Origin of the sequence: Gelidibacter maritimus, from assembly GCF_014062315.1 — a bacterium.
GTDB lineage: Bacteria > Bacteroidota > Bacteroidia > Flavobacteriales > Flavobacteriaceae > Gelidibacter > Gelidibacter maritimus.
Genome location: NZ_JACGLT010000008.1, coordinates 82,984 through 98,185 on the forward strand (window position 1 = coordinate 82,984; position 15,202 = coordinate 98,185).

The following is a 15,202-nucleotide window of genomic DNA, read 5'->3' on the forward strand; positions in this document are numbered from 1 at the left end:
GAAAGCATAGAAAGATGAATTTTCAAAACAGACTCATTATCGCGGTAGATTTTGACGGCACCATTGTGGAAGATCGGTATCCTGGAATTGGAAAAGCACGCATTTTTGCTTTTGAAACATTGAAACGATTGCAGGAAGATGGCCATCGGTTGATTCTATGGACCTATAGATATGGGAAAACCCTTGATGAGGCCGTAGAATTCTGTGAGCAGAATGGCATTACCTTTTATGCGGTCAATAAAAGTTTTCCAGGAGAGGAATTTGACAATACCAAGAGTCGAAAAATAAACGCCGATCTTTTTATTGACGACCGAAATATTGGCGGTGTTCTCGGTTGGGGCGAAGTGTACCAAATAATTACCAAGGAAGAGCCCAAAATTCCAGAGAAAAAACGAGGATTCTTTTCATTTTTCAGATAAGCACTACCTACGCATCAAGTCATAAAATTGTCTATCAATAGTTTCTCTATGATCAGGATGTGCAATATTTACTAAGGCCTTAACTCGGTTTTTAATGGTTTTACCATACAATTCGGCAACCCCATATTCGGTAACCACATAATTTACATGCGCTCTTGTAGTGACCACCCCAGCACCTGGTTTTAAACTTGGCACAATTCTACTGATACCTGATTTGGTTTCAGATGGTAAAGCAATAATCGCCTTTCCTCCATCACTTAAAGAAGCGCCTCTGATAAAATCCATTTGTCCGCCTACACCTGAATATATTTTAGACCCAATGGAATCGGCACAAACCTGTCCAGTAAGATCAACTTCAATTGCAGAGTTGATAGCAACCATACGTGGATTTTGTTTGATTATGGATACATCATTGGTGTAATTTGAAGCCCGCATCTCAATAAACGGATTGTCATCGACATAATCATACAAACGTTTTGAACCCATCAAAAAGGTGGCCAATGCCCTGCCTCTATTAATGCTTTTGTAATTGCCATTGATCACATTACTCAAAATAAGATCAATCACACCATCACTGAACATTTCAGTGTGCAGTCCTAAATCCTTATGGTTGGTCAATCGGGTCAATACCGCATTAGGGATACTCCCTATTCCCATTTGCAAAGTACTTCTATCTTCAATTAAACCCGCCACAAAATCACCAATTTTTCCTTCTATAACCGTTGGTTCTGCCATTTCGTGAATTGGCAAGGGTTCATCACAATCTACAAAGGCATCAATTTCAGCTATATGAATAATCCCTGCACCGTGTGTTCTAGGCATTTGCTTATTAACTTGTGCTATCACATATTTAGCATTGTCGATAGCCGCCAAAGTCGCTTCAACAGAAACTCCAAGAGAACAATACCCATGTCTATCAGGAACGGAGACATGGATTAATGCTACATCCAATGGGATGATGCGACGTTTAAAAAGTAAAGGCAACTCACTTAAAAAAACCGGAGTATAAGAGCCATTTCCTGCTTTTATAGTATGTCTTACGTTTTTACCAATAAAAAAACAATTGACATGGAAACTATCTTTCAACTCAGGATCCGCATACGGCGCTACACCTTCAGTATGTAATTGGCATATTTCCACATTTCTCAGTTCTTCATGTCTATTGGCCAAAGCTTTAATCAACACTTGTGGAGCAGCCGCCGCCGCTTGTAGATAAACACGATCATTTGATTTTACTGCCTTTACGGCATCTTCTGCAGAAATTGCTTTGTACATAGTTCTTCTATTTAACTACAAAACTATATAACAAAATCCATTTAAAAACTGTTATATATCATGTTCGTGAACAATGTCCTCCCCATTTATTTTAATTATCTTTGCGCCATATTTTTTTTACGATGATTATACCAAAAACAAGAGAAGAAATTGAATTAATGCGCGAAAGTGCCTTAATAGTTTCCAAAACTTTGGGCATGTTGGCCAAAGAAATAAAACCAGGCGTGACCACCATGCAATTGGATAAAATGGCGGAAGAATTTATCCGCGAACAAGGGGCGGTTCCGGGATTTTTAGGACTTTACGATTGTCCGTCCACCTTACTTTGCAGCACCAACGAAGCCGTTGTTCATGGGTTGCCAACTAACGTTCCCTTAAAAGAAGGCGATGTGGTGGCGGTTGATTGTGGTGCCTTAAAAAATGAATTTTACGGGGACCATGCTTATACCTTTGAAATTGGTGAAGTAGCTCCGGAGGTGAAAAAACTCCTTCAAATCACCAAGGAGTCATTATACGTTGGGATAAGAGAGTTTAAAATTGGCAATCGCGTGGGTGATGTGGGTTATGCCATTCAGAATTATTGCGAAGCCGAAGGCTATGGTGTGGTGCGCGAATTGGTTGGACATGGCTTAGGCAAAAAAATGCACGAAGACCCAGAAATGCCGAACTACGGAAGACGTGGTCGCGGCAAAAAATTTATTGAAGGCATGGTCGTGGCTATCGAGCCTATGATCAATTTAGGAACGCACAGAATTAAACAACTGGAAGATGGCTGGACTATTGTGACTTTAGATGGAAAACCAAGTGCGCACTTTGAACACGATGTAGCTCTCGTGGATGGCAAACCTGAGATATTGTCAACCTTTGGGTATATTTATGAGGCTCTGGGGATTGTTTCTGATGAGGAGGATGAGTTTAGACAAAAAACTTTGGTGCTTTAACTATTTCACAGAGTTACACAGAGATTTCACAGAGACACACAGAGAACTATGGATGATAAATTGACTGAACGAATTATTGGAGCAGCGATTGAAGTTCACAAGGCCTTGGGACCAGGTTTGTTGGAGTCTGCTTATCAAAAGTGCTTATTTTATGAACTAAAATCTCAAGGTTTTGATGTGAAGCAAGAAATTCCTTTACCCATAACATATAAAGATATCGTCTTAGACCATGGTTATCGGATTGATTTGCTGGTCGAAAACGAAGTCGTCATTGAAATAAAAACTGTAGAGAAATTTACAGATGTCCATACCGCCCAAATATTGACCTACTTAAAATTAGGTCAATTCCAGAAAGGATTACTTATTAATTTTCACACAAAACTACTAACATCAGGCATCAAACGCTTTATCAACACACCTCAATAAATCTCTGTGTAACTCTGCGTTTTCTCTGCGAATCTCTGTGATACAACTTGAAAAAACTCTTCAAATACATCCTCAACACCATCCCAAGGCCAATCCTTATCAGGCTGAGCTACGTGGCACGCCCTGTTTTGGCTTTCTTTTTAAAAGGTAACGAATTCACGGACCCTATTGATGGTAAAAGTTTCAAATCCTTTTTACCTTACGGATATGGGAACCAGCGAAACAACGTATTATCTCCCTCGACTTTGAGTTTGGAACGCCACAGATTGCTTTGGTTATATCTAAAAAATGAAACCGATTTCTTTACAGCCCCCAGAAAAATCTTGCATTTTGCACCGGAACAGGCATTCTATAAACGCTTCCGTAAGATGAAGCATTTGGACTATGTCACTACCGATTTGAATTCGCCATTGGCCGACGTAAAAGCTGATATTTGCAATTTGCCTTTTCAGGATAACGAATTTGATATCATTTTATGTAATCATGTTCTCGAACATATTCCTGATGACACCAAAGCGATGCAGGAATTATATCGAATTATGAAACCTGGAGGCTATGGTATTTTTCAGATTCCGCAGGATCTTTCAAGAACAAAAACTTTTGAAGATGATAGCATAACTGATAGAAAGGAACGCGCCAAAATCTTTGGACAATATGATCATGTCCGGATTTATGGGCGGGATTATTTTGACAAACTTCGTTCTATTGGGTTTAGTGTGGAAGAGGTTGATTATACAACGAAATTATCTGATGTGGATGTCGCTCGTTTCTGTTTGGCTAAAGGCGAAATTATCCCTTTGGTAAGAAAGTGAGCGGTTATTTCGTAGAGATGTACGGAGAAAACACGGAGTTGCACAAAGTACCTGAAGCAACAATGGATTCTAATAGTTGTTTTATGAAGTTTTATTTAAAACACACATCACGTAGAAATAGACCGAAAAGCTCCGTGAAACTCTATTAAAACTCTGCGTAACTCTGTGTAAAAACAAGAGACCTCATTAAAAACTTAATCCTCAGGAAAGCCATTCAAAGCCAATGTTTCCAATTCTCTATCATCATTTTCAAAAATCAGAAAAACTTTTAATTCCGGATGGCTAGCCAAAAAGGTCTTTACCTTCTCAAGTCCCATAGCCTTAAATGCCGTTGCATAAGCATCGGCAGTCATACAATCTTTAGCAATAACAGAAATACTCAGCAGATTGGTTTTGCTCGGATAGCCTGTTTTAGGGTCCAAAATATGCGAGTAACGATTTCCTAAGCTGTCGGTTTTGAATTTACGATAGGTCCCAGAGGTAGCCATCGCTTCATCATTTAATGAGATGACATTTAAAACAGATTGCTCTGCATCAAAATGAGGCAGCTCCACTCCCACTGTCCAAGGCTTTTGTTTTTCATAATTCTGGCCCTTGCATCTAATTTCACCACCAATTTCCACCAAATAATTCTTAATATTCTGACGCTCCAAGAATTCGGCAATGACATCCACACCATAACCCTTCGCAATGGCATTAAAGTCGATGAAGGTGTTTGGGTTTTCCTTTGTAATCTTGCTGCCATCGAGTCTTACTTTATTCAATCCTACAGACAACATCAGACTATCAATTTTAAGACTATCTAAAGCAACAACTTTGCCCTCCGGACCAAAATCCCATGCATTGACCAAAACACCTATGGTTGGATCAAAAACACCATCGGTAGCTTTATAAATTGCTTTTGAAGCCTTAAATACATTTATAAAATGTTCATCAACCGCAAAAGTTTCATTTCGGTTAATCTTCGAAATATCAGAGTCCGTTTGATAAGTTGACATGGAGGTATTGATGATATCGAACAAACTGTCAAACTGTTGTTGGAAGCTTTCATTTCGTTCTGAATAATATTGGACGCCATAGGAGGTTCCGAACACTTCGCCGTACATTTTAGTGTTTGTAGGCTCCTGTTTGCATGAAAACACACAAAGCACAAGGAGAAGACCTAACAACGTCGCGAATACACGACTATTCATTGAAAAAACACAAGTAAATCTCTGTGACCCTCTGTGTCCCTCCGCGTAACTCTGTGTCATCATCCCTTTTTATTAATTCAAATTGGTTTCCACCATCTGAATGCCGTTGTACTCAATAAGATACTCTTCATTCAAATATACCGGCAAGTCCTCACCGTTAGGATTTCCTATCCCTACTCCGGCATATAATACTTTTGCATCGTTTTCTCGGGCGTGTTTCTTGAAGGTTTCCATCCAAATGACATCATAATTATTCGGATTCTCAGGAAGAATCACCGTCCTAACAATGACAAAGAAATATTGTTTCGTTTTATCAATGCACACAAATTGTGGATGTCTTTTAAGCTTACTATTAATTGCTATAAATTCAAATCCACGAGCTTCGAGATCCTTACCGACATGATTCATGCCGAGGTTGTGCATTTCTTGTTCTGTAAGTGCTTTTCTCATGTTACAAAAATACAATAATACCGATGATCAGGCTCTTAAGAAAATTGAAAAATATTTGAAACAAACAAAATTAAGAGCCATAACACCGTCTTTAAAATTCAGAAAATACCATAACGTCAAAAGTTTCAAGGTTTATGTTATGTTAAAACCTCTAAATTGCTTCATAATAATTATCAATCTTAGTATCTTAATAGTCATAAAACTCATGCTATGAAGACTTCACATCGATTAGAGCGAGCCATTCAAAAATTATATTCAGCATTTCATAATAATGAATTGCATCCCGAATGCTGTCAGCAATGTGCCGTCGGAAACATTTTAGACAACACCGATGCCTGGAAACACCTTTCCGATAGCCATGGCGCTTTACAATTGAATTATGTGGGACTGGTCCATCAGAATTTAGGTAGAAAGTTTAGCGGTTATTCACCTCACGAATTATTACAAATAGAAGCCAGCTTTCTTAAAGGATGTGGCTATTCCTTACCTTTGAATCGCAAAGGAAAAAAACCGAAAAACCCAAAAGACAAGAATGTGCTTTTTAACGGCCTATGCGAAACTGTGGCATTCTTATGCGCGCTGGAAGGTGTGGATAACGTCATGGATTATTCAAGACTTTTTGAATTTGAAAACGATCAGCCACGTTTCGAACTGAACGCAACCATAATTTAATTGGAAATTGGGGATTATAGATTATTAAAACCTTTCAGTCCCGATAGCTATGGCTATGGTGACTGAAAGGTTTGGTGATTAATCAATTAATTAAGCAAAAATTGTCAAAGCCTAAAAACATTTTCCCATAATCGGCAAATGGCAGATGGGAGTTTGTAACCATAATGTGATTGATGCCATTGGCAGGAAATGTCAAGGTGCTTGTATCAATAGAAATGTTTGTGGTAATCCATGTATTTGTCGTACTTGACGTAACAACGATTTCTCCTAAAAACACCGTATTGGACGCACCAAACAAATCGAGGTTAGAAGGTGTGGCAATTCCGGTTGGATTAGCAGGTAGAGGATCTGAGGTTGCGTGATAAACCCCATAAACACCAATTTTCACATCTCGAGAACTCGCACAGTTTTCGCTCATATTGGCGTAATCAAAAGACAAATTATAAACGCCCGTATTTTGATTTATTGTGCTGGTCAATTCATTAAACATACCCTCTCTATAGGTGGCATTACCGGCTGGATTGGTTGTATTTTCAATCCACATGCCCGCAAAAACACCAGATGTTGGTGTCGGGCCAACAAAACATCCTGTTCCATAATTAGTTGTGGTATCATTAAACAAATCAGCAAGACTACCAGACTGCCATAATGGTTTCCAATGTGTCGCTAAGTCAATATCTTGATCAACTGAAGCATTTGGGTCTCCGGTTATTATTTCAAAATCACCATTTTGTATAAATCCAGGGCAAGAGCTGATAATTGGATATTTTGGGATGCACTCACACACATCATTTACAGTGCCATCAGCATCACCATCGCCATTAGAATCGCAGGCATCGCCAATGTTAAGTTGTAGGTCCTGGCAATCCAGAATTTGGTTGTATTCGCATATATCATCACTGCTACACGAAAATTGCAGGAAAACAAAGACTAAGAACATCAGCTTTAAAAAGTTAGAACTCATCTTATGTGATTGGGTTTGGTTTATTATATATATTTTTTTCATGTTTTTCGTTTTAAAATTAAGTACCTCGGAAAAAGCTTATGAGGTAGGTATAAGGAATTGTCTTTTCATTCGAGGCAAGCCTCAGGGTATTAAACCCCACAAGTGAAAAATAAATCAAGGCAGCAACTAACGACTGCCTTGATTTGGAAATTGATTAATAGCAAACTAAATCAAATGGTGTTAAAAGCAGACAACTTTAAATTCAGTCCTACGGTTGATGCGGTGCTCATCATCTGTACATGGGACATTATTGGCACACTTCGTATTCTTAAGTTCAGATTCTCCAGCTCCTCGGGCAATTAAACGACTTTTGGATATTCCTTGACTGGCGATATATGCGACAGTTGCATCTGCACGACGTTGTGATAATTTTCTGTTATATTCATCCGATCCTTGACTGTCTGTATGAGATGACATTTCCACTTGAATATTCGGATTATCGTTCATTAACTTCACAATACGTTGCAGATCAGCAATAGCCTCCGGCAATATGTCTGCCTTGTCCAAATCAAAATTAATATTGTCCAATTTAATGGCCTTTCCGCAAGGGTCCACACACATTTCAAAATCTATAAACAAGGTATTGTCTCTGTTATATGAACTTGTAGAAATCTCAACGTCATTAGAATAGTACCCCTCCTTCTTACCGTTTAAGGTGTAATTGGAAGCCTGCTTGAGATGAAACATAAAGTCGCCTTTAGCATCAGACAGGGTGTGTTTCTCACCTGGATTGATATTGTCTTTAAGCAAGATATCGACACTTTGTATCCCTTCAGCACTATTACATTCTACAACATTTCCTTTTAGTATAAAGTTTTTATCGCCATAAAAAATAACTTTTTGAATTCCCGAACTTTCCTTTTGGCAGTTTTTAAACTCAGCTTTGGTGATACTCTCTTCTTCTAAACTGATATTATAAAGTTTTCCTTTAACGATATAATCACCTTCAATGACCTCGTTAAAAACAACCACGCCATATGAATTTGTAGTCCCACTTTGTACGATGTTTCCGTTAAGATCGGTCAGAACAACATCAGTATTAGGCAGTGTTTCTCCTGTAAATTTATCTCTCGCCGTCACGGTTACCCCACAGCCACAAGTTGCACAACAATGTGGGAAATGATCTTCTTCACAAACAGGACAGATATTTTCTTTTTTGCTTTTAGTGAACTTATAGGTGATGCCAGCAAATAAACCCACTGAAGATATATCACAATCGCATGGCTCTTCACGGAACATAGGCTCTCTATCCAATAAAGTCATTGGTCTATCGGCATTTTCGGTGTATGAAGTAAAAGGCTGATACATTGCAGACACTCCAGATTCATTCAATTCTTCAACATTAAAGTGTCTCATATAATAAGCGCCTAAATTAATACCCCAGTTTTTATTCAAGAGATAGGTAAAACGCAATTGTCCCTTTGCGGTGAGCACTTGCGAATCGTCATATCCTGCGTGGAAATTTAATGGATAGGTGTTGGGAGTTGCTGAACTGCCTTCCAAGTAGGTCCGACCTCCTTTTATTGAAGCGAGTCCAAAGCGCGTATTGAGTTCGGCTGTAAAAGTTCCCATTCTATTTCTATACTGGAAGTTTGGACCTATTCCATAGAAAAAACGTGTAATTTTATCTTCAGTTAAATCGAACGAATCGATCGGTGTCATCCAATCGGCTTCATAAAGATCTGCAGTAGGATAGGTGCTTTTCGGTTTGTTTTTTATGTAGTCTACATCTGCACCTACACCAAACCAATTCCAGTAATAATCTAAAGATAGACCTAAGTCCAGTCCGCCCTTATAATCTATATAAGGTGTATTGTTGTTATAAGTAGGAAAATCATAACCAACTCTTGGGGTGAGTTGGAAATAATTTCGATCTAAAGGCTCTTCTTGGGCCATAGCTGAGAATGTGCTCGCAAACACAACTAAAATTCCTAATAATTTCATTAAATTTTTCATCGTAAAAAATGTTTTAAATTATGTTACTCACCCTTATATAAAGATGGTTTCAAATTGTTACCCCCTATTTGGAAAAGTTTTGTGTATAAATGTCAAAATCCTTGTAGTATATACTAAACAGTACATCAGGGTTTCGTTAGAGAAGGCTATAGATCCGTATAGGTGTGTTTGTATAGATGTGGTGTTCCAAGAAAACCAATTGAATGAATTTATTTTAGACGCCAGCCTATATCCACATCTTATTAAGTCTAAAATGCAAAAGGTTTCAACATGTAAAGTGGCGCTATTTTAGTAAATTTGGACTCCTTTATAAAACTGTTTGTATTGGTTTATCAATTGGCACTTTTAAGTTAATTAGGTTGTCATAAAATCAATATGAGACATAAAATATAATCTTCAGAAGATTTGACTCATGGCACATCACAGCACCTATTTGAATCCAAAACACAAGATCATCCCACTTGATCAACTTCATCTCAATGAAGATATTAGGGAGCGTATCAACCAGTTGTTGGAAGAGTTCACCTATATCAATGCACTCAAGGATCTCAATATTCCTGTTGACAATAAAATATTACTGTATGGCCATACAGGATGTGGAAAAACCGCTACGGCCTATGCTATCGGACACGCCTTAAACAAGAAGGTCATTGCCATTAATTTAAGCGGATTTGTATCATCAAAATTAGGAGAGACAGCAAAAAACCTATCAGATCTATTCAAAAAAGCCATAAATGATGACGCCATTTTATTTATTGATGAATTTGACTTTATCGGTAAATTAAGAGATTATGATGAAAAAGATTCCGGCGAGATGAAGCGATTGGTGAATACTTTGCTGCAGCTCATAGATAATTTGCCAGATAACGCCCTATTGATTTGTGCTACGAACCATTTAGGGATTATTGACACGGCTTTGTTAAGACGATTTCAGATCAGATTGGGGTACACCTTACCTACCAAAGAAGATCTCAACAAATATTACGATAGTATTTTGTCAGGTTTTCCAAAACACCTCAACATTATAAAAAGGAGCTATGGTATATCTTATGCAGAAGCTAAGGATAGTATTCATCAACAGATTAAAGCCAATGTCATAGATTTTGAAAAACGAAGAAAACACTTATTGTTTTTTTATGATGGCTTTATATCACCAGATCTACAACTTCAGCATTATGGCAGAAAGCTCGATGGAATTGAAGGAACTTTATCAGGATACACATTAAAAGATTCAACAATTAATGGTGTTTCTATGCCTGAGCGTAGTCATACAAATAGGCCTCAAATTGCCCTAAAATCTAAAGAAAAGAGTGACACAATAAAAGGGATGGTGTTTGAAGTTACTGGGGAAGAACTCGTACAGACAGATAAAATATCAGCCCCAAATTCTAACAGAATTTTAGCAACAACCGACGCTGGAGCGGAAGTCTGGGTATATGTTGAAAATAAGTGATTTTAATATGGAAACCACAATTCAGAATAATATCGCATCTATTCTTGGCAGGATTGAAAACGCCTGTAAAAGAGCTAACCGAGATCCTGAAGACGTAAAACTGCTGTTGGCCACCAAAACCGTATCAGCAGAAAACATAAAGATTGCCTTTAACCATCATCAAAGCTTAATTGGCGAAAACAAAATTCAAGAGATCAAAGCAAAATATGAGAGCTTGAAGCCCTTCCCTCATCAAAAACACTTTATAGGCCATCTCCAAACCAATAAAGTCAAAGAACTCATAAGATATGATGTGGATTGCATTCAGTCTTTAGACCGGCTCAGATTGGCTGAGAAATTACAAAACCGACTCGAATATGAAGATAGGACTATGGATGCCTATCTACAATTTAATACCTCTTTTGAAGAAAGCAAATTTGGAATGCATCCTGACCAAGCCGTAAAATTTGCCTTGGAGGTTCAGCAGTTTGATCGCATCCGTATAAAAGGTCTAATGACCATCGGTTTATTTTCTGCAGAACATGAAAAAGTTCGGAAATGTTTTAAATTACTTAAAGGTATCCAACTCCAACTGTTAGACAAAGGCATTCCTGTCAATGAACTGTCAATGGGCATGAGCGGTGATTTGGAAATTGCCATTGAAGAAGGCGCAACTATGGTCAGGGTTGGCACCGCTGTATTTGGAAAACGTGAACATCCAGATAGCTACTATTGGAATGAAGGAAAGTAGGTTTGTGATAATTGGAACCAAGACTGCTTCGCTATTGATGTCAAGAATCAAGAGTTAAAATCTTTTCCATTTTATAGAGGTCAGTTGTCAATTACATGCTTCTTGTGACCATTTATAACATTTGTCAGGCTGAGCATTAAAAAATTCATAATACATTTTGAATGAAGTTAACCCGACCGGCACGAACGCACAAGCCCATGAGGTATGGATAAAGAATTGTCTTTTCGATCGAGGCAAATCTCGAAGAATTAAAACCCACTTGTGGAAATAAAAAAACCAGCACTTATTGAAAGTACTGGTTTTTTTATCTTTATTACTGACTGATTTTCGATATGGATTATCCTCCAAAGTCGTCAAATCTGATGTTTTCATCCGGAATTCCGAAATCCTCACCCATCTTTTGAACGGCTTGGTTCATCAACGGAGGTCCACAGAAATACAGTTCGATATCTTCTGGTGCATCATGGTGGTTCAAATAGTGATCAATCACACAATTGTGGATGAACCCAACAAAACCGTCACCTGGAGCATCAATGTTTTCTTTTACTTTCCAATTATCTTCTTCCATTGGTTCAGATAATGCCATATAGAACTTAAAGTTAGGAAAATCACGCTCTAACTCACGGAAGTGCTCAATATAGAACAGCTCACGTTTAGAACGACCACCATACCAATATGACACTTTACGACCTGTTTTTAAGGTTTTGAAGAGTTGGTATAGGTGAGAACGCATTGGCGCCATTCCAGCTCCACCACCAACGTACAACATTTCACTGTCGGACTCATTGATGAAGAATTCTCCGAAAGGTCCAGAAATAGTTACTTTGTCACCAGGTTTTTGAGCAAATATATAAGACGAGGCAATACCAGGATTAACATCCATCCAACCGTTCTTAGCACGATCAAAAGGTGGTGTTGCAATACGAACGTTCAACATAATTTCACGTCCTTCAGCTGGATAAGAAGCCATTGAATAGGCACGTTCAACAATTTCGTCATTCTTCATCACCAACGGCCAAAGTTTAAACTTGTCCCACTCCTCTTGAAACTTATCTGGCGTATCATGCTCTTCTGGATGCGCCGTGATATCCATATCTTCAAACTTTATTTCGCACTCTGGAATTTCAATTTGAATATAACCACCGGCTTTATAACCCATATCTTCAGGAACTTCTACAACAAACTCCTTAATAAATGAGGCAACGTTATAGTTTCTAACCACCGTAGCTTCCCATTTCTTAACTCCGAATATTTCTTCAGGAATGGTAATTTCCATATCCTGTTTAACTCTTACCTGACAAGATAAACGAATACCTTCTTGAATCTCTCTTCTACTAAAGTGAGGGGTCTCGGTAGGTAATGCTTCGCCTCCACCTGAAAGCACGTGGCACTCACATTGAATACACGTTCCACCACCACCACAGGCAGATGGTAAGAATATTTTTTCGGCTGATAAGGTATTTAATAATGTGCCTCCTGAACTTACTTCCAATTTACGTTCACCATTAATGGTAAGAGTTACCGGACCTGAAGGAGACAGTTTTTGTTTCACTACTAGTAAAAGCGTTACCAGTAATAAGGTAACCACTAAAAACGCGACAACCGTAGCAATGACTGTTCCTAATGTGCTTGCTGCTAATATCATAATCTTAATTATTTATTATCCGTATCGTTTATTTCTTCTATCACAAGATCAGTAATCTTATGTTCCTTTTGGGCTGTCACCATACCATCTACTGTTTCTACAGCATCGTCAGTTGCTTCATCGCCACCAGTAAGCATCCCACCAAAACTCATAAAGCCAATAGCCATCAAACCTGTAATGATAAAGGTTATTCCTAAACCTCTTAAAGGCGCAGGTACGTTACTATATCTTATTTTCTCTCTAATGGCAGCAATAGCAAGAATGGCTAAAAACCATCCGATTCCTGAACCAATTCCATAATTAAGTGCCAAGCCTAAAGTTTCAATTTCACGAGACTGCATGAATAATGACCCTCCTAAAATAGCACAGTTTACTGCAATCAACGGTAAAAATATACCCAATGAGTTATATAATCCAGGTGAGAATTTCTCAACCACAATCTCAACAAGTTGCACCATTGTAGCAATGGTAGCAATAAACATAATAAAGGATAAAAAGCTCAGATCAAAATCTGCATATTCCGGCCCCAACCAACTCAAAGCGCCTTCTTGCAATAGGTATTGATCCAACAACCAGTTTAAAGGCACTGTAATGGCCAAAACAAAAATTACTGCGGCACCAAGTCCCACAGCTGTCGCTACTTTTTTAGACACCGCCAAGTAAGAACACATACCCAAGAAGTATGCAAAAACCATGTTGTCTACAAATATCGATTTGAAAAATAATTCTATATGTTCCATTTTTTATAGTCTTCAGTCTTCAGTCCACAGTCGTCAGCAGCGTTCGGCTTACTGATCACTGCTTACTGCAGCCTATTTAAATTAGTCTTCTATTAATTCTTTGTTTCTACTACGCTGTACCCAAATAATAATCCCCACTACAATCAATGCCATTGGAGGTAATACCATAAAACCATTGTTTTCGTAGCCCAAAGCATAGAGACCTGTTCTTTCTACAGGGTCACCCAACACTTTAAATCCAAACAGGGTTCCTGATCCTAGAAGTTCTCTAAAGAAACCAACAATAATCAGGATGACGCCATAACCTAAGGCGTTTCCAACACCATCCAAAAAAGATCGCCAAGGTCCGTTTGCCAAAGCAAAAGCCTCAAATCGTCCCATAATGATACAGTTGGTAATAATTAATCCGATAAAAACCGAAAGTTCTTTACTCAAACTATAAGCATAGGCTTTCAATACCTGGTCCACAATAATTACCAAGGTTGCAACCACTACAAGTTGCACAATAATCCTGATTTTAGAAGGAATGATATTCCGCATCAATGAAATAACCACGTTACCTACTGCCATAACAAAGATTACTGAAACGGCCATAACTATAGATGGCTTCAACTGTGCGGTAATTGCCAAGGCCGAACAAATTCCTAAAACTTGAATAGTAATAGGGTTGTTATCCGCCAAAGGATCCATAATTAATTTACTATCTTTTTTTGATAAAAGTCTCATACAATTTTATTTTAATGTCTTGAAATAAGGCACGTACATTCTTAAATCCTTTTTAATCATTGCGGTCACGCCGTCTCCAGTAATGGTGGCTCCTGCAATAGCATCAACAGCATTATCGGTTTTTCTTTCATTTCTAGGGTCTGCATTACCTTTGGCTACAGTTATCCCTTCAAAAGCACCGGATTCATTGAAAAGATGTTCCCCTTCAAAATCATCCATAAAATAACGTTGTTTAATTTCACTACCTAAACCTGGTGTTTCACCAGCGTGATCAAAAAATACGCCCTGTACAACCATATCTTTATCTAAAGCTACAAAACCCCAAATGGCATCCCATAAACCTTTTCCTCTGATCGGGATGACATAGATAGGTTTTCCGTCCTTCACACCTTCAAACAGCGGTAATTTACGTACATAATTTGGATCTTTGGCCAGTGCTTCTTCCTTTTTAATATCAAGCAAATAGGCTTCCGGATCTTCAGTAACCTGATCACCTTCAATTATATATTGATTTGTAATGGTGCTATTAAACACATCCTCTACTTTGTCTGTAGAAATAAATTCAACATCACTTGGCCCTTCATTGGCATTAATGCCCATGGCGTACAATATGTTTTGTTGTTTTTCAAATCGCTCATTAGCTTTTACCAAAGGTTTTAAGCCTTGGGCCAGTCCTGCAAGTATAGAACCAACCAAAATAACCATAACAATGGCAAAAATAACGGTATAACTATTTTTATCTGTATCGATCGCCATAA

16 protein-coding genes are annotated in these 15,202 nt (G+C 38.2%); 7 read left to right on the forward strand and 9 right to left on the reverse strand.

All coding sequences use genetic code 11. The features are described 5' to 3' along the window. Positions 1 to 14 precede the first annotated feature (14 nt). A complete protein-coding gene (locus tag H3Z82_RS11385; protein ID WP_182205631.1) occupies positions 15 to 419 on the forward strand; it encodes a BT0820 family HAD-type phosphatase in 405 nt (134 codons plus the stop codon). A 3-nt stretch (positions 420 to 422) separates the two neighbouring features. Here the strand turns inward: H3Z82_RS11385 and H3Z82_RS11390 are convergent, their stop codons facing one another. Further along, on the reverse strand, positions 423 to 1,694 hold the full coding sequence (locus H3Z82_RS11390; RefSeq protein WP_182205632.1) for an acetyl-CoA hydrolase/transferase family protein: 1,272 nt from the start codon (positions 1,692 to 1,694) through the stop codon (positions 423 to 425). 122 nt (positions 1,695 to 1,816) lie between these two features. On the opposite strand from H3Z82_RS11390, the gene map reads away from it, so the two are divergent. Genes map through H3Z82_RS11405 form a run of 3 tightly spaced genes read left to right on the forward strand, consistent with a single transcriptional unit; the run spans position 1,817 to position 3,873 of the window. Next, positions 1,817 to 2,635, forward strand: coding sequence for a type I methionyl aminopeptidase (map, locus tag H3Z82_RS11395; protein WP_182205633.1), 819 nt, complete (start codon positions 1,817 to 1,819; stop codon positions 2,633 to 2,635). A gap of 48 nt (positions 2,636 to 2,683) precedes the next feature. Further along, the gene (locus H3Z82_RS11400) at positions 2,684 to 3,061 is read left to right on the forward strand and encodes a GxxExxY protein (protein ID WP_182205634.1); all 378 of its coding nucleotides are present in this window, start codon (positions 2,684 to 2,686) and stop codon (positions 3,059 to 3,061) included. A 47-nt stretch (positions 3,062 to 3,108) separates the two neighbouring features. Then, on the forward strand, positions 3,109 to 3,873 hold the full coding sequence (locus H3Z82_RS11405; protein WP_182205635.1) for a class I SAM-dependent methyltransferase: 765 nt from the start codon (positions 3,109 to 3,111) through the stop codon (positions 3,871 to 3,873). 194 nt (positions 3,874 to 4,067) lie between these two features. Here the strand turns inward: H3Z82_RS11405 and H3Z82_RS11410 are convergent, their stop codons facing one another. Continuing rightward, positions 4,068 to 4,979 (reverse strand): FAD:protein FMN transferase, encoded by a 912-nt coding sequence (locus H3Z82_RS11410; RefSeq protein WP_235982440.1) that lies wholly within the window; start codon positions 4,977 to 4,979, stop codon positions 4,068 to 4,070. A 159-nt stretch (positions 4,980 to 5,138) separates the two neighbouring features. Then, positions 5,139 to 5,516 carry a Na(+)-translocating NADH-quinone reductase subunit F gene (locus H3Z82_RS11415; RefSeq protein WP_182205636.1) on the reverse strand — a complete coding sequence of 126 codons (378 nt, stop codon included), beginning with the start codon at positions 5,514 to 5,516 and terminating at the stop codon, positions 5,139 to 5,141. A gap of 210 nt (positions 5,517 to 5,726) precedes the next feature. Here H3Z82_RS11415 and H3Z82_RS11420 point away from each other — a divergent pair, with 210 nt between their 5' ends. After that, on the forward strand, positions 5,727 to 6,188 hold the full coding sequence (locus H3Z82_RS11420; RefSeq protein WP_182205637.1) for a Na(+)-translocating NADH-quinone reductase subunit F: 462 nt from the start codon (positions 5,727 to 5,729) through the stop codon (positions 6,186 to 6,188). Positions 6,189 to 6,270: 82 nt separating this feature from the next. On the opposite strand, the gene H3Z82_RS11425 is transcribed toward H3Z82_RS11420, so the two are convergent. Further along, complete coding sequence (locus H3Z82_RS11425) at positions 6,271 to 7,194, reverse strand: hypothetical protein (protein WP_182205638.1); 924 nt, start codon at positions 7,192 to 7,194, stop codon at positions 6,271 to 6,273. A 180-nt stretch (positions 7,195 to 7,374) separates the two neighbouring features. Then, the gene (locus H3Z82_RS11430) at positions 7,375 to 9,150 is read right to left on the reverse strand and encodes an OmpA family protein (protein ID WP_182205639.1); all 1,776 of its coding nucleotides are present in this window, start codon (positions 9,148 to 9,150) and stop codon (positions 7,375 to 7,377) included. A gap of 412 nt (positions 9,151 to 9,562) precedes the next feature. Here H3Z82_RS11430 and H3Z82_RS11435 point away from each other — a divergent pair, with 412 nt between their 5' ends. Continuing rightward, complete coding sequence (locus H3Z82_RS11435) at positions 9,563 to 10,603, forward strand: AAA family ATPase (protein ID WP_182205640.1); 1,041 nt, start codon at positions 9,563 to 9,565, stop codon at positions 10,601 to 10,603. A 7-nt stretch (positions 10,604 to 10,610) separates the two neighbouring features. Continuing rightward, positions 10,611 to 11,333, forward strand: a complete 723-nt coding sequence (locus H3Z82_RS11440) for a YggS family pyridoxal phosphate-dependent enzyme (RefSeq protein ID WP_182205641.1) — start codon at positions 10,611 to 10,613, stop codon at positions 11,331 to 11,333. 337 nt (positions 11,334 to 11,670) lie between these two features. Here H3Z82_RS11440 and nqrF read toward each other — a convergent pair whose 3' ends face one another. The 4 genes from nqrF to H3Z82_RS11460 form a co-directional block, all read right to left on the reverse strand. Next, positions 11,671 to 12,978, reverse strand: a complete 1,308-nt coding sequence (gene nqrF / locus H3Z82_RS11445; RefSeq protein ID WP_182205642.1) for an NADH:ubiquinone reductase (Na(+)-transporting) subunit F — start codon at positions 12,976 to 12,978, stop codon at positions 11,671 to 11,673. Between the two features lie 8 nt (positions 12,979 to 12,986). Then, on the reverse strand, positions 12,987 to 13,718 hold the full coding sequence (gene nqrE / locus H3Z82_RS11450; RefSeq protein ID WP_182205643.1) for an NADH:ubiquinone reductase (Na(+)-transporting) subunit E: 732 nt from the start codon (positions 13,716 to 13,718) through the stop codon (positions 12,987 to 12,989). An 81-nt stretch (positions 13,719 to 13,799) separates the two neighbouring features. Beyond that, on the reverse strand, positions 13,800 to 14,444 hold the full coding sequence (locus H3Z82_RS11455) for an NADH:ubiquinone reductase (Na(+)-transporting) subunit D (protein ID WP_182205644.1): 645 nt from the start codon (positions 14,442 to 14,444) through the stop codon (positions 13,800 to 13,802). Positions 14,445 to 14,450: 6 nt separating this feature from the next. Continuing rightward, positions 14,451 to 15,200 (reverse strand): Na(+)-translocating NADH-quinone reductase subunit C, encoded by a 750-nt coding sequence (locus H3Z82_RS11460; protein ID WP_182205645.1) that lies wholly within the window; start codon positions 15,198 to 15,200, stop codon positions 14,451 to 14,453. Positions 15,201 to 15,202 lie beyond the last annotated feature (2 nt).

What these genes read in the sequence shown, in the direction of transcription:
- map (WP_182205633.1), top strand. Translation starts at nt 1,817, where the DNA reads ATGATTATACCAAAAACAAGAGAAGAAATTGAATTAATGCGCGAAAGT.
- H3Z82_RS11415 (WP_182205636.1), bottom strand. Translation starts at nt 5,516, where the DNA reads ATGAGAAAAGCACTTACAGAACAAGAAATGCACAACCTCGGCATGAAT.
- H3Z82_RS11435 (WP_182205640.1), top strand. Translation starts at nt 9,563, where the DNA reads ATGGCACATCACAGCACCTATTTGAATCCAAAACACAAGATCATCCCA.
- H3Z82_RS11420 (WP_182205637.1), top strand. Translation starts at nt 5,727, where the DNA reads ATGAAGACTTCACATCGATTAGAGCGAGCCATTCAAAAATTATATTCA.
- H3Z82_RS11440 (WP_182205641.1), top strand. Translation starts at nt 10,611, where the DNA reads ATGGAAACCACAATTCAGAATAATATCGCATCTATTCTTGGCAGGATT.
- H3Z82_RS11390 (WP_182205632.1), bottom strand. Translation starts at nt 1,694, where the DNA reads ATGTACAAAGCAATTTCTGCAGAAGATGCCGTAAAGGCAGTAAAATCA.
- H3Z82_RS11430 (WP_182205639.1), bottom strand. Translation starts at nt 9,150, where the DNA reads ATGAAAAATTTAATGAAATTATTAGGAATTTTAGTTGTGTTTGCGAGC.
- nqrF (WP_182205642.1), bottom strand. Translation starts at nt 12,978, where the DNA reads ATGATATTAGCAGCAAGCACATTAGGAACAGTCATTGCTACGGTTGTC.
- H3Z82_RS11410 (WP_235982440.1), bottom strand. Translation starts at nt 4,979, where the DNA reads ATGTACGGCGAAGTGTTCGGAACCTCCTATGGCGTCCAATATTATTCA.
- H3Z82_RS11460 (WP_182205645.1), bottom strand. Translation starts at nt 15,200, where the DNA reads ATGGCGATCGATACAGATAAAAATAGTTATACCGTTATTTTTGCCATT.
- H3Z82_RS11385 (WP_182205631.1), top strand. Translation starts at nt 15, where the DNA reads ATGAATTTTCAAAACAGACTCATTATCGCGGTAGATTTTGACGGCACC.
- H3Z82_RS11400 (WP_182205634.1), top strand. Translation starts at nt 2,684, where the DNA reads ATGGATGATAAATTGACTGAACGAATTATTGGAGCAGCGATTGAAGTT.
- H3Z82_RS11455 (WP_182205644.1), bottom strand. Translation starts at nt 14,444, where the DNA reads ATGAGACTTTTATCAAAAAAAGATAGTAAATTAATTATGGATCCTTTG.
- nqrE (WP_182205643.1), bottom strand. Translation starts at nt 13,718, where the DNA reads ATGGAACATATAGAATTATTTTTCAAATCGATATTTGTAGACAACATG.
- H3Z82_RS11425 (WP_182205638.1), bottom strand. Translation starts at nt 7,194, where the DNA reads ATGAAAAAAATATATATAATAAACCAAACCCAATCACATAAGATGAGT.